The sequence below is a fragment of the Maribellus sp. YY47 genome, assembly GCF_023111095.1.
GTDB lineage: Bacteria > Bacteroidota > Bacteroidia > Bacteroidales > Prolixibacteraceae > Draconibacterium.
On sequence record NZ_JALGYW010000004.1, the window covers coordinates 115,155 to 128,298 of the forward strand.

The window sequence follows — 13,144 nt, forward strand, 5'->3', positions numbered from 1 at the left end:
TAGGCTTGTTTTTAGGATGGCATTCGTAAAATCTCTTCCAGGAAATATTGTTTCTTTTCGTCGGCGGTTTTTAGTGCACCGGCAATTTTCAATTGGATCGCTTTGTGTTCTTCTTCCGGTGGAAAATGCTCCAGGTTTTCGATCACCGTAAATGCTTCAAAAGCCACCTCCCAGCTTTCGGTAATCACCAGGTCGACAAAAATACCCATATGCAAACTGAAATCCAATCCGTTTTGCCAGCAGGTAGTGGTAATTTCCTTTCTGATGCTTTTGTATTTTTCATTCTGAAGAACATCGATGAAAACGGGGATGGTTTCCTTGTCTTTAACGGTTCCCAGTAACTTTAATATGGCAACTTGCACTTCGGCTTCCGGCGCAGAAATCAGTATATCAAAAAGCATGGGAAGATACTCTTTGTTTCCTTTTTCGCGAAGTGACTCAACGGTAGCCAAAACAATTTCGGTATTGGCCGAAAACAGTTTATCCCGCGTTGCTGTATCTATCTTTTGCGTTTTCATTCTTGTGCTTTTTATCTGTTGTACGGCTGTAAAAATACGTTATTAAATAAGCCAAAACAAAGCCCATTCTTAAATGTTTTCCATTATTCATACCTTTGGTCGATTCATGAATAATATTGAAGAATTAAGAGAGGCTAGTGTTGGCCGGTTAATGCTGAAATATTTCATTCCGGCTTTTGTGGGTGTATTTGTGAATGCACTGCACAATATTGTCGACCGTATTTTTATCGGACAGGGAGTGGGAGCTGAGGCGCTTTCAGGTGTTTCGGTCATTTTTCCGATTATGCTTGTGATGATGGGATTCGGAATGTTGATCGGAATCGGAACAGGCGTTTATGTTTCCATTAATATGGGACGAAAGCAAATGGATCGTGCCGAACAGACACTAGGGACCGGTTTTGTACTGATGATAATTGTATCGGTTTTATTCACTGTCGTAACGTATATTTTTAAAGTTCCTATTCTCCTGTCATTTGGTTCTACGCAGGAAACTTTTCAGTATGCCAACGATTACCTCGACATTGTGGTGGCCGGAACTATTTTTATGATCGTTGGTTTTTCACTCAACAACGTGATCAGGTCAGAAGGAAATGCGCGGATTGCAATGATCTCGATGTTGCTGAGCTCTGTTACCAATCTGATTCTGGATCCGATCTTTATTTTCGGCCTCGGTATGGGAGTGAAAGGAGCTGCTTATGCAACAGTTATTTCCATGTTTGTTTTAATGGCGTGGGTTCTTTTTCATTTTCTGTGGAGTAAGCGGGCGATCATCAAACTTCGCCTGAAAAACCTGGGGATTGACTGGCGGATCGTCTGGGAGATCATTGCCATCGGAATGGCGCCATTTTCGATGCAAATTGCCAGTAGTTTTGTGCAGGGATTGCTGAATAAACAGCTGATTGGTTTTGGTGGCGACTTGGCAGTGGGAGCCATGGGAATTATCAACTCGGTTGTTTCGTTGGTGGTAATGGCCATTGTGGCTTTAAATATGGCATCGCAGCCGATCATCGGATTTAATTACGGCGCCAAATCTGTGGAGCGAATCAAAGATGCTTTGCGCATTTCGCTCATCGCTGCAACACTTATTTCTACCGGAGCATTTGTTTTTATTGAGCTTTTCCCGGGATTGATCATCCGGGTGTTTAACAACGACAGCCAAACCTTGTATGAAATAGCCTCCCGCGGATTGCGTATTTTTGTAATGGCCTTTCCTTTTGTCGGTTACCAGGTAGTGGCTTCCAACTTTTTTCAGGCCATCGGCAAAGCCGGTCTGTCGATGTTTGCAACATTGTTCCGGCAATTATTTGCCTTGCTTCCGCTGCTGTTTATAATGCCCGGATTCTTTAAAATCGACGGCATTTGGATGAGTTTTCCGATCTCCGACATCCTGGCAGCTATTGTTGTCGCATTTCTGCTCTACCGCGAATGGAAGCGTTTGCCCGAGATTGAAAAGAATACAGCAGAATAGTCACGGAACAGAATAACTGTTACAGTTTTTCCTTTAGCGCCATTCCGGTGTACGAATCTTCAACTTTTACCAAATCTTCAGGTACGCCTTCAAACACCAGTTTTCCACCCTGATCGCCACCTTCCGGTCCCAGGTCGATGATCCAGTCGGCACATTTAATAACTTCCATGTTGTGTTCAATCACGATGATGGAATGTCCGCGCGAAATCAAGGCATTAAACGAATCGAGTAACTTCCTGATGTCGTGGAAGTGCAAACCGGTGGTGGGTTCGTCAAAAACAAAAAGAGTAGGAACGTCTTTCTCGCGTGCCAAAAACGAAGCCAGTTTTACACGCTGGCTTTCACCTCCTGAAAGTGTGCTCGACGATTGTCCCAGTTTGATGTAGCCCAGGCCGACATCTTTTAACGGTTGAAGTCGTTTTACAATTTTCTTTTCAGTGGAACTTTTCCCCTTCGCAAACAGTTCGATGGCCTGGTTAACGGTGAGGTTCAGAATATCGTCGATGTTGTGCTCGTGGTAGCGGACTTCCAGCACGTCTTCTTTGAAACGTTTACCGCCACAGCTTTCACAAAGCAGGAAAACATCGGCCAAAAACTGCATTTCCACTTTTATTGTTCCTTCTCCCTGGCATTCGTCGCAACGGCCACCGTCTACGTTAAACGAAAAGTGAGAAGCTTTCAGTCCCTGTATTTTTGCCGCCTGTTGCTCAGAAAACAGTTTTCTGATTTCGTCGTAGGCTTTCAAATAGGTAACGGGGTTGGAACGGGATGATTTTCCGATGGGATTCTGATCGATAAACTCAACCGCATCCAGCATTTTGTAATCTCCCAAAACCGCATCGTGATAACCGGTTCGCTCTCCGTAACCGCCCAGAATTTTTGTGAGGGCAGGAGCGAGGATTTTGGTCACCAGCGACGATTTCCCGGATCCACTTACCCCGGTAACCACCGTCATGGTATTCAGCGGAAATTTAACACGGATATTTTTCAGGTTGTTTTCGCGTGCTCCCACCAGTTCGATAAAGTTGGTCCATTTACGTCTTTTTTCCGGTACCGGAATTTTCTCTACTCCTGTGAGGTATTTGGTGGTCAGACTTTCCGGTTTTTTTGCCAGTTCTTCGTGGTTTCCCTGGAAAACCACTTCGCCGCCGTGTTGCCCGGCCAGGGGGCCAATGTCGATAACTTCGTCGGCTGCGCGGATAATCTCTTCGTCGTGTTCTACCACAAACACGGTATTTCCAATCATCTGCAAACGGCGCAACACTTTGATCAGTTTTTCGGTGTCGCGCGAATGAAGACCGATACTGGGTTCATCCAGAATATAAAGCGAACCCACCAGGCTGCTTCCCAGCGATGTCGCCAGGTTGATACGTTGAGATTCACCTCCCGAAAGCGTTGATGATAAACGGTTAAGCGTAAGATAGCCCAGGCCAACATCGCAGAGAAATTCCAGACGATTGTTGATTTCGATGAGAATTCTTTTTGCGATTTCAACATCGTGCGGAGTCAGTTCCAGGTGTCGGAACAATTCCCGTAAATCACTGACCGGCATAAGCACCAGTTCCTGTATCGATTTCCCCGAAATTTTCACATAACCGGCTTCCCTTTTTAAGCGACTTCCCTTACACTCGGGACACACGGTTTTTCCGCGGTAACGCGACAACATCACACGGTACTGTATTTTGTAGCTGCTTTCTTCCAGAAATTTAAAAAAGGCATTTAATCCGTTAAAATATTGGTTACCTGTCCAGATCAGGAATTTTTGTTCTTCAGTGAGTTCGTAAAAAGGTTTATGAATCGGAAATCCAAATTTATCGGCAGCATAGATCAGCTCATTTTTCCATTCACCCATTTTTTCGCCTTTCCAGCAGGCAATGGCATCCTGATATATCGAAAGCGATTTATTCGGAATAACCAGGTCTTCATCAATCCCGATTACTTTTCCGTAGCCTTCACAAGTGGGGCAGGCGCCAACCGGGTTGTTAAAGCTGAACATATGAACACTGGGTTCTTCAAACTCAATGCCATCGGCTTCGAAACGATTGGAGAATTGAGCGCTTTGAACGCCATCGGGTAAATAAGCTTTTATGGTGCATTCTCCGTTCCCTTCAAAAAAAGCTGTTTGCACCGAGTCGGCCATCCGGCTTTGGGTATCTTCATCCCGTTGAACTGACAAACGGTCGATCACCAGGTTGCAGGCTCCATTACAGAAATCATCGCTTTTGGCCAGAATCAATTCGTCGATTTTTTTTATTTCATCGTTGGTTTCGAGGCGCGAGAATCCCTGCTGCATCAGTAGTTCTGCTTCTTCCAGAATACTTCTTCCGTTTTTGGGGATCAGAGGCGAAGCGATAATTATGCGGGTACCCTCGTCAAACGAGTTGATAAAATCCACAACATCGGTAACGCTGTGCCGGCTAACGATCTCTCCAGATACGGGAGAATAGGTTTTCCCAATTCGCGCAAACAACAGTTTCAGGTAATCGTATATCTCGGTGGATGTACCCACCGTAGAACGTGGATTGCGGGTATTTACTTTTTGCTCAATAGCAATCGCTGGCGGTATGCCGTTAATAAAGTCAACTTCCGGTTTGTTAATTCGTCCCAGAAACTGCCGGGCATACGACGAAAGGCTTTCCACATAACGACGTTGTCCTTCAGCAAAAAGGGTGTCAAAAGCCAGTGACGATTTACCGGATCCCGATACTCCGGTAACGACGATAAACTTATTCCGGGGTATTTTTAAACTGATGTTTTTCAGGTTGTGGACCCTGGCATTTTGTATTTCAATGTATTTTTGGTTCTTATTATTCGACATAATTTTGATCGTAAATGCAATAATCCGTTAAAAATACTTGTATTTTTCGATGAAATGTTCCATTTTTGGAACACGCAAAATTACAATAATAGTTTTACTACACTTAAAAATTGACGCCTATAGAAAAATTTTACTTTTTGTTTAAACATAAATAGAAGGTAATGCTCAAACTTAACTCACTGGACGACAATGAGCTCGTTCAAAGATTTATAAATGGCGATCAAGAATCACTGGAGACATTAATTTTAAAACATAAGAACAGGGTGTTCTCGTACATTCTGTTAATTGTTAAGAACCAGGAACTGGCTGAAGATATTTTTCAGGAAACGTTCATAAAGGTGATCCGTTCGCTTAAAAAAGGGAAGTACATCGAGAATGGGAAATTTATTTCCTGGGTGCTTCGTATCTCGCATAATCTGATCATCGATCATTTCAGAAAAGTAAAATTGAAAGGAACCGTTTCAAACGACAGTTCTGACGTGGATATTTTTAATTCACAAAAGTTTGCTGAGCAAACCATTGAAGATGAAATGATCAACATGCAGATTCTAAGCGAGGTAAAAGATTTGATCCAGGAATTGCCCGAAGATCAGCAACAGGTGATACATATGCGTCATTATCTGGGGCTAAGTTTCAAGGAGATAGCCGACCAAACCGGCGTTAGTATCAACACCGCGTTGGGGCGCATGCGATATGCATTGATTAATCTTCGGAAACTGATCGAGAAAAAGAATCTCTCGTTAACGATGGTTTAACTTTCGTTAACACAATAATAAGCTGTAGGGGGCGTTTTTTAGGTAAATGAAAAAAAGATGCCTATGCAAAAGTTCTCTACCTTAATTTATTGTGTCAGCCTTGTTCGTTGTAATGTCGATGCTTTCGATGATTCAGAGCTTGAGAATAAGGTTGATTTTTTTAAAACAAAAGAAATGGGACCATCAGAAGAGTCCGTAAGAAACATCCTGAATTTTGCACGCAGCTACGACGTTTTGAATACAAAATCAGCAGGTTTCGTAGAAATGATATTAAACTAAAAAAGGCACCTCTCCGGTGCCTTTTTTAGTTCGTTATATCTTTAAATTATACCTTTTCTTTGACGGTTAATCGTATGGTAATGTAACCCAGTATTCCGGCTATGGTTGAACCGATAAGAATTCCCATTTTGGCAGAATCGATCAAAACAGCATCGGTATAGGCAAGGTTGTTGATGAACAGCGACATGGTAAATCCCAGGCCTCCCAGGAACGATACTCCCGCCAATTGTTTGAAACCAACGTTTTGAGGTAGTTCGGCGATATTTGTTTTAATGGCCAGCCATGAGAATACAAAGATGCCGATAAAGTTTCCGACGATCATACTAATGGCCAGGTTGATGGATAAGCTTACATTCGAATCGCCCGAAAAGCTGAAGATAACTCCCGCATTGGCGAGTGCAAAAATCGGCATGATTAAGTAGGAAACCCATCCGTGCAACTGATGTTCAAGATTTTGAAGTGGCGATGATGTGGTCTCTGTCAGTTCCTGTAAATCGTCTAATAGGTGAATTTGCTTCTTGCTCAAAACAGCTGTTTCTTCCTTTGTATTGCATTCCTGCAAAAACTCATCGAGATATCCTTTACTTTTTTGATAAAACGAACGGGTATTGGTTTTACGTTGCAAGGGGATGGTCAGCGCCAGCAGAACTCCAGCAATGGTCGCATGGATTCCCGATTTAAGGAATAATATCCAAACGATGACTCCGGCGATAAAAAACAAGTATTTCGAATAATAATTGAATTTTGAAAAAAGGCCGAGTACAACAACAATTCCCAGTCCGATAAAGATGTTGGACCAGATTAAGTTGGTGCTGTAAAAGAAGGCAATGACGAGGACTGCGCCCAGGTCGTCGATAATGGCAAAAGCCATTAAAAATACCTTTATGCCAATTGGGACACGTTTACCCAGCAAGGTCAGAATACCCAAAGAAAAGGCAATGTCCGCAGCCATTGGGATGCCCCATCCTTCGCCACCAGCATTTCCTTTATTCAGGATCGTGAAAAGTATAGCCGGAACAATCATTCCGCCTATGGCAGCAAATAGCGGAAGTGATGCCTTCTTTATATGACTTAACTCTCCGGTAAGAATTTCGCGTTTTATCTCCAGGCCAATCACGAAGAAGAAAATGGCCATTAATCCGTCGTTGATCCATTTGTAAATGGGTTTCGATAATTCGAAGCCCGGTAAGCTAAAAGTGATGTACTCTTTCCAAAATCCGAGGAATTCTTTGCTTAAAGGGCTGTTGGCCAGTATTAAAGCAAGAATTGTGGTGCCGAACAGAATGATACTGCTGGAAGTTTCGAGCCTGATAAACTGATTGATAGGCTCTTTAATAAACTTGATCGGTGATTTACTCATGTGCAGTTCTTAACTATTTAATTGTTGTGATAATGACTCAAAGTTTCAAAAATAAAAATAATAAATAATTGACCAAATATTGCCATTGTAAGTAAAAGGTACTAATTTTATGATATTAAAATAATATCAAAATACTAAAAATTTAAAGTTATGGAAAAGCAATATTCTGGAATGTCGGGTTATGTGTTTTTGCTGCTGGAACTGTTTCTTTTGGTCGTTATTGTTTTGGGCTTTTGGGCTGGAATGGTCGTGCCCTCAGTAATTCTGTTACCTTTCTTTGTGTTGGGAGCGATCGGATTTACGGTGGTCGATCCCAATCAAAGTTGCGTGTTGGTATTGTTCGGGGCTTACAAAGGCACCATCAAAACCAATGGATTTTACTGGGTCAATCCGTTTTTTGTGCGGAAAAAGATTTCACTTCGCGCGCGGAATTTTGACAGCGAAACCATCAAGGTAAACGATAAACTGGGAAATCCAATTATGATTGGTTTGGTGCTTGTTTGGAGAGTGGAAGACACGTACAAAGCTGCATTTGGTGTCGATGAATTCGAGCATTTTGTAGTCGTGCAAAGTGAGGCAGCCCTTCGGAAACTGGCGGGATTATATCCGTACGATAACATTGAAGATGAAAATGCAAAAGTTACGCTTCGCGACGGAACCGAAGAGGTAAATAACGAGTTGGAGCGTGAAATTATCGAGCGTCTCGACATCGCCGGTATTTATGTGATTGAAGCTCGTATTAATCATATCGCCTACGCCCAGGAAATAGCTCAGGCCATGCTTAAACGCCAGCAGGCAACAGCAATTGTAGCTGCCCGCTATAAAATTGTTGAAGGTGCGGTAAGTATGGTTGAAATGGCACTCGACCAGTTAAGCAAAAAGCAAATAGTCGATTTGGATGAAGAGAAAAAAGCAACGATGGTAAGCAACCTGATGGTTGTTTTATGCGGAGATAAAGATGCCACGCCGATTGTAAATACCGGAACTTTATATTAACGCGATGGAGAAAGTTCTTTTTGCTGAAGAACAAAGGGTTAGCCAGGGAAGGATGCTGAAATCGATTGTGATAGCAATCATGCTCGGAATGGTTGTATTGGGATACTGGTTTATCCGTCTCGGTTACAGCAGGCGAAATGGAGTAGATGAGATTTTTTCCGATTCGTCATTTATAGTAACTGCGATGGTATTTTTTATTGTTTTGATAGTAGTTGTGATCATTAATTCTGTTTCGCGTCTACGTACTAAAATCCAAATCGACGGCATCTACGTCAGTTATTTTCCTTTTAAAAGGAAGTGGTTAAAAATCAGTGCTTCCGATATTTTTTCATACCGCTTAAGACGTTTTCGAGCTTATCGGGAATACGGTGGATATGGGATCAGGGACCGCAGGCGTAAAGGAAAGGCCTATATTATTTCGGGGCAAACGGGACTTCAGTTACAGCTCAAAGATGGAAAAAGGATACTTATAGGTACACATAGAACGCAGGCCATAAAATATGCTATGGATAAAGTGATGAAAGCATAAAAACAGCTTGAAATGGCAAAGAAAAAGACATTTGTGTTGAGGGTGGCCCCGGAGATGATGGAAGCCGTGGAAAAGTGGGCTGCCGATGATTTTCGGAGCATTAACGGGCAGCTGGAGTGGATTATTCATAATGCGCTAAAGGATGCCAAACGCTTAAAAAAGAACACAGAGAATGAAGAATCATAATAACAGATCAAATAAAAACGGTAGAAAATGTCGTTTTTGAAAAGGTGCTAAAAATATGATACTGGTGGATTCCGGTAAGCGCTTTGGTGGTCTTGTTGGTTGTCGAATTCGTAATTTCTTATAAAAAATGATACAGATAAAACATATCAATAAAAATCAAAAGTCATGAAAAAAGCTTTTAGTTGCCCGAAATGCAGTGGCTGGGAGTACGAGGTTGACGAGATTCGTACCACGGGCGCAGGATTTACCAAATATTTTAATATTCAAAACCGCCGTTTTACAGCAGTTTCATGCCGGCGGTGCGGATATACCGAGTTTTACAAAGGAAACCGTTCGAGCGGAGCCAGCAACATACTCGATTTCCTGACCAACTAGTGGGGGCCGTGTCTGTCTCAGAGAGAACGGGCTTGAAGACAACACAAAAAATGAATCCGATCTCATTGAAGGGATCGGATTCATTTTCAGACATTCATCAGAGAAATTCAGTTACTCGTTCATATTTGAAAGTACTGCGTTCAGCAGTTTATGTTCGTGATCGGCACTGTATTCCCAAAACATAACACCTGCCAATCCGCGTTTTTTCAGGTATTCAATTTTTAATGCAATCGACTGTTCGTCTTCGTACGAAATAAAAGTCTTTTCTTCCGCATTCCAGAGATAGGGAGCTTTGGCTGTATCGTCCCAGTAGCGGGTGTAGCCGTTTGCATTGATATTTTGGTAAAAATCGATGTAGTCGATTCCCATTCCCACGGTTTCTGCCTTGTTAAAAAGAATTTGGTCGCCGCTGGCTTCAACACCTTTCCATATGCGGCCATAAAAAGGAATGCCCAGGTTGATCTTTTCAACCGGAAATCCTGCTTTGGTGTGCATATCGACCGCATTAACCGCGCTGTTCATGTCCAACTTGGGTTGTGCCGAGGGATACAGATTGCTGTGATGCCCGTTTACCGTATGTAATCCATTGTAAAAATCGTAGGTCATAATGTTCAGAAAATCGAGGTATTCAGCCAGTTTCCCTAATTCGGTGTTATCGACATAGGCCTGGTCAGCACCCGTGGCAATACTGAGCAGATAATGATTATTCTTGCCTTCCTCCCGGGCCATAAGGTCCAGTTCTTCCCGCACCGCCTTGAGCATTAAGGTGAAATTTTGAACATCTTCGGGGCGGTAGATATTTCCTGCTCCGGTTTGGTTGGGGTATTCCCAGTCGAGATCGATGCCGTCGAGTTGATAGTCTTTTACAAATTTCGCACAGCTTTGGGCAAACTTTGCACGCGATGTTTCGCTCAGCGCGGCATCAGAAAAACCACCTGACCATGACCAGCCTCCGATGGAAACTAAAACTTTCAATTTTGGATTTTTTGATTTCAGTGAATTTAGCTTTACAATGTCATCAGGACTCAGGCGTTTACCGTCGATCTTAGTGGTATCAAAAATGGCTTCACCGTCGCGAATATTTCCAAAAGCATAGTTAATGTGCGTAATTCCGGTTACATCAATGGTCGAGAAATCAAAATCGCGATAGCCCGCCACATAGGCGACTACCATATAATCTTTGGAGGAGTTGATTGTTGCGACTTCTGTTTTGGATTTTGGCGCCGGATTGCAACCTGAAAAGATCAGCCCAACAGCAAAGGTTAAAATCGATAGAGAAAGTTGTTTCATGATGTACAGCTTAAATTAGTGTGGGTAAATTTATTGCTTTTCCCCATTCAAACTAGAAACTTTTTAAAAAAAATTAAAAACATTGTCGATATAGCAAAAAAGAAACAAATTATAATGTAATTTCGAATTCTTATTTTTTAGTGGAATCAATCAACCGGATGAATTAAAATCTATTACATGCTGAAAGAAAGAAAGAAACTGGCAAGACCGGCATATTTTTGGGTACCAACTGCTTATTTTGCAATGGGCCTTCCGTTTATTGCCATTAATCTGGTCTCCGTATTTATGTTTAAGGATCTTGGAGTATCGGATACACAAATTGCATTTTGGACCTCTCTTATTATGATGCCCTGGACACTAAAGTTTTTGTGGAGTCCTTTCCTAGAAATGTACCGGACCAAAAAGTTCTTTGTAGTAATAACGCAATTAACAAGTGGCGTTTTATTTGGAATCGTGGCTTTTTCCCTGTTTTTCGACTACTTTTTTGCGATTAGCATTTCTACGATGGCGGTGATTGCTATCAGCGGAGCTACCCACGATATTGCCTGCGACGGCGTTTACATGGACGAACTCGATAAAGAAACACAAGCGAAATACATCGGAGTGCAGGGGGCTTTTTACAATGTCGCAAAACTTGTTGCTAACGGAGGCCTTGTATACATAGCTGGTGCAACGGCTAAGCATTTTGGAGCCATCGAGGGAGCTTCATTAAGTGTGAATAAGGAGGCTTATTCGTCAGCCTGGACGATTATTTTCGGCATTATTGCTGCCATAATGATTCTGATAGGGATGTATCACATACGAATTTTGCCTTCCACGCAGGTTCCGTCAACCGCCAAAAAGACATCGCGCGAAGTGTGGCGGGAGCTTGTTGCCGTAATTGCCGATTTCTTTACCAAAAAACACATTCTCTACTATATCAGTTTTATTATTCTGTACCGTTTGGGAGAAGGCTTTATTATGAAGATTGCGCCTTTGTTTTTGCGGGCGTCAAGAGACGTGGGCGGACTTGGACTGTCGCTGGAAGAGATTGGGACACTGAATGGTATTTTTGGTTCGGCTGCCTTCGTAGTTGGTTCTTTGCTGGCAGGTATTTATGTTTCCCGGTTCGGATTGAAAAGAACCCTTTTTACCCTGTGTTGTGTGTTTAACCTTCCTTTTATGGCTTACACATTTCTGGCGGTTACACAGCCCACTAACCTGTATTTAATAGGAAGTTGCATCACCCTGGAATATTTTGGCTATGGATTTGGTTTTGTGGGTTTAATATTGTTTATGATGCAACAGATTGCTCCCGGAAAACACCAGATGTCGCATTACGCATTTGCATCAGGAATTATGAACCTGGGTGTGATGCTCCCGGGAATGGCGAGTGGTTATTTTAGCGATTTACTGGGGTATCGCGACTTTTTTATTTATGTGCTGATTGCCACCATCCCGGCTTTTCTGATCACTTATTTTATCCCGTTTACGTATGACGATTCAAAAAAGAAACAACATAAAAATCAATGATTATGAGTAAGATTCAAATTCCTTTTGAAGAGCGCCCACAGGGGTGTCCCGATGTAATGTGGCGCTACTCTCAAAATCCGGTAATCGGTCGTTACCTCATTCCTACTTCGAACAGTATTTTTAACAGTGCTGTGGTACCGTTTAAAGATGGTTTTGCCGGTGTTTTCCGTTGCGATAACAAAGCGGTTCAGATGAATATTTTTGCCGGGTTCAGCAAAGACGGCATCAATTGGGAGATCAATCATGAACCCATTGAAATGGTCGCCGGAAATACCGATATGATTGAATCGGCTTATAAATACGATCCGCGTGTTACCTGGATCGAAGACCGCTACTGGGTTACCTGGTGCAACGGCTATCATGGCCCAACCATCGGGATTGCCTATACTTTCGATTTTAAGACCTTTCATCAGTGCGAAAATGCCTTTCTTCCTTTTAACCGGAACGGAGTGCTTTTCCCTGAAAAGATCAATGGAAAATATGCCATGCTAAGCCGGCCGAGCGACAACGGGCACACGCCATTTGGTGACATCTGGATCAGTTACAGCCCGGATATGAGATACTGGGGCGAACATCGTTGTGTTATGAAAGTTACTCCTTTTGAACTCAGCGCCTGGCAGTGTACCAAAATCGGAGCCGGTTCGGTGCCGATCAAAACAAAAGACGGCTGGCTGGAATTTTATCACGGCGTAATCAATACGTGTAATGGCTTCCGCTACTCGATGGGTGCTGCTCTGCTCGATTTGGAAGATCCTTCGAAAGTGCTGTACCGCACACAGCCTTATTTGCTGGCTCCGGCCGAGTCTTACGAGCTGGCAGGAGATGTGCCAAACGTAGTATTCCCATGTGCTGCACTTAGCGACGGAGAAAAAGTGGCCGTTTATTACGGAGCCGCAGATACCGTGGTGGGAATGGCCTTTGGTTACCAGCAGGAAATCATCGAGTTTATTAAATCCAATTCAATCTGATTTTAGTGTTTGTACATGATACAATATTCACCGGTTGATTGCAGTTCAGCCGGTGAATTTTTGTTTATACTGAACACTACGCTTCGTGAA

General features: G+C 42.7%; 12 protein-coding genes. 8 read left to right on the forward strand and 4 right to left on the reverse strand.

What is annotated here, in order from left to right; genetic code table 11:
- Positions 1 to 11: 11 nt before the first annotated feature.
- Positions 12 to 518: a HEAT repeat domain-containing protein gene (locus MR764_RS04535; RefSeq protein ID WP_247978209.1), complete on the reverse strand. Its 507-nt coding sequence runs from the start codon at positions 516 to 518 to the stop codon at positions 12 to 14.
- 106 nt (positions 519 to 624) lie between these two features.
- Here MR764_RS04535 and MR764_RS04540 point away from each other — a divergent pair, with 106 nt between their 5' ends.
- Entirely contained in the window at positions 625 to 1,986 is a 1,362-nt protein-coding gene (locus MR764_RS04540; protein ID WP_247978210.1) for an MATE family efflux transporter, read from the forward strand.
- Between the two features lie 19 nt (positions 1,987 to 2,005).
- Here the strand turns inward: MR764_RS04540 and uvrA are convergent, their stop codons facing one another.
- Positions 2,006 to 4,804, reverse strand: a complete 2,799-nt coding sequence (uvrA, locus tag MR764_RS04545) for an excinuclease ABC subunit UvrA (protein ID WP_247978211.1) — start codon at positions 4,802 to 4,804, stop codon at positions 2,006 to 2,008.
- A 161-nt stretch (positions 4,805 to 4,965) separates the two neighbouring features.
- On the opposite strand from uvrA, the gene MR764_RS04550 reads away from it, so the two are divergent.
- Positions 4,966 to 5,559: a sigma-70 family RNA polymerase sigma factor gene (locus tag MR764_RS04550; protein ID WP_247978212.1), complete on the forward strand. Its 594-nt coding sequence runs from the start codon at positions 4,966 to 4,968 to the stop codon at positions 5,557 to 5,559.
- Positions 5,560 to 5,884: 325 nt separating this feature from the next.
- Here MR764_RS04550 and nhaA read toward each other — a convergent pair whose 3' ends face one another.
- Positions 5,885 to 7,198 (reverse strand): Na+/H+ antiporter NhaA, encoded by a 1,314-nt coding sequence (nhaA, locus tag MR764_RS04555; RefSeq protein WP_247978213.1) that lies wholly within the window; start codon positions 7,196 to 7,198, stop codon positions 5,885 to 5,887.
- A gap of 150 nt (positions 7,199 to 7,348) precedes the next feature.
- Here nhaA and MR764_RS04560 point away from each other — a divergent pair, with 150 nt between their 5' ends.
- The 4 genes from MR764_RS04560 to MR764_RS04575 all read left to right on the forward strand — a co-directional run bounded on the left by MR764_RS04560 (position 7,349) and on the right by MR764_RS04575 (position 9,284).
- Positions 7,349 to 8,194, forward strand: a complete 846-nt coding sequence (locus tag MR764_RS04560) for an SPFH domain-containing protein (RefSeq protein ID WP_247978214.1) — start codon at positions 7,349 to 7,351, stop codon at positions 8,192 to 8,194.
- 4 nt (positions 8,195 to 8,198) lie between these two features.
- Positions 8,199 to 8,723: a hypothetical protein gene (locus MR764_RS04565; RefSeq protein WP_247978215.1), complete on the forward strand. Its 525-nt coding sequence runs from the start codon at positions 8,199 to 8,201 to the stop codon at positions 8,721 to 8,723.
- Between the two features lie 12 nt (positions 8,724 to 8,735).
- The gene (locus MR764_RS04570) at positions 8,736 to 8,909 is read left to right on the forward strand and encodes an Arc family DNA-binding protein (protein ID WP_247978216.1); all 174 of its coding nucleotides are present in this window, start codon (positions 8,736 to 8,738) and stop codon (positions 8,907 to 8,909) included.
- 165 nt (positions 8,910 to 9,074) lie between these two features.
- On the forward strand, positions 9,075 to 9,284 hold the full coding sequence (locus MR764_RS04575; RefSeq protein WP_247978217.1) for a zinc ribbon domain-containing protein: 210 nt from the start codon (positions 9,075 to 9,077) through the stop codon (positions 9,282 to 9,284).
- Positions 9,285 to 9,395: 111 nt separating this feature from the next.
- Here the strand turns inward: MR764_RS04575 and MR764_RS04580 are convergent, their stop codons facing one another.
- The gene (locus MR764_RS04580; protein ID WP_247978218.1) at positions 9,396 to 10,574 is read right to left on the reverse strand and encodes a glycoside hydrolase family 18 protein; all 1,179 of its coding nucleotides are present in this window, start codon (positions 10,572 to 10,574) and stop codon (positions 9,396 to 9,398) included.
- Between the two features lie 177 nt (positions 10,575 to 10,751).
- On the opposite strand from MR764_RS04580, the gene MR764_RS04585 reads away from it, so the two are divergent.
- Positions 10,752 to 12,086 (forward strand): MFS transporter, encoded by a 1,335-nt coding sequence (locus MR764_RS04585; protein WP_247978219.1) that lies wholly within the window; start codon positions 10,752 to 10,754, stop codon positions 12,084 to 12,086.
- Between the two features lie 2 nt (positions 12,087 to 12,088).
- Complete coding sequence (locus MR764_RS04590; RefSeq protein ID WP_247978220.1) at positions 12,089 to 13,054, forward strand: glycoside hydrolase family 130 protein; 966 nt, start codon at positions 12,089 to 12,091, stop codon at positions 13,052 to 13,054.
- Positions 13,055 to 13,144 lie beyond the last annotated feature (90 nt).

Excerpts from the sequence above, each read along its gene's own strand:
- MR764_RS04535 (WP_247978209.1), bottom strand. The coding sequence starts at position 518 with ATGAAAACGCAAAAGATAGATACAGCAACGCGGGATAAACTGTTTTCG.
- MR764_RS04540 (WP_247978210.1), top strand. The coding sequence starts at position 625 with ATGAATAATATTGAAGAATTAAGAGAGGCTAGTGTTGGCCGGTTAATG.
- uvrA (WP_247978211.1), bottom strand. The coding sequence starts at position 4,804 with ATGTCGAATAATAAGAACCAAAAATACATTGAAATACAAAATGCCAGG.
- MR764_RS04550 (WP_247978212.1), top strand. The coding sequence starts at position 4,966 with ATGCTCAAACTTAACTCACTGGACGACAATGAGCTCGTTCAAAGATTT.
- nhaA (WP_247978213.1), bottom strand. The coding sequence starts at position 7,198 with ATGAGTAAATCACCGATCAAGTTTATTAAAGAGCCTATCAATCAGTTT.
- MR764_RS04560 (WP_247978214.1), top strand. The coding sequence starts at position 7,349 with ATGGAAAAGCAATATTCTGGAATGTCGGGTTATGTGTTTTTGCTGCTG.
- MR764_RS04565 (WP_247978215.1), top strand. The coding sequence starts at position 8,199 with ATGGAGAAAGTTCTTTTTGCTGAAGAACAAAGGGTTAGCCAGGGAAGG.
- MR764_RS04570 (WP_247978216.1), top strand. The coding sequence starts at position 8,736 with ATGGCAAAGAAAAAGACATTTGTGTTGAGGGTGGCCCCGGAGATGATG.
- MR764_RS04575 (WP_247978217.1), top strand. The coding sequence starts at position 9,075 with ATGAAAAAAGCTTTTAGTTGCCCGAAATGCAGTGGCTGGGAGTACGAG.
- MR764_RS04580 (WP_247978218.1), bottom strand. The coding sequence starts at position 10,574 with ATGAAACAACTTTCTCTATCGATTTTAACCTTTGCTGTTGGGCTGATC.
- MR764_RS04585 (WP_247978219.1), top strand. The coding sequence starts at position 10,752 with ATGCTGAAAGAAAGAAAGAAACTGGCAAGACCGGCATATTTTTGGGTA.
- MR764_RS04590 (WP_247978220.1), top strand. The coding sequence starts at position 12,089 with ATGAGTAAGATTCAAATTCCTTTTGAAGAGCGCCCACAGGGGTGTCCC.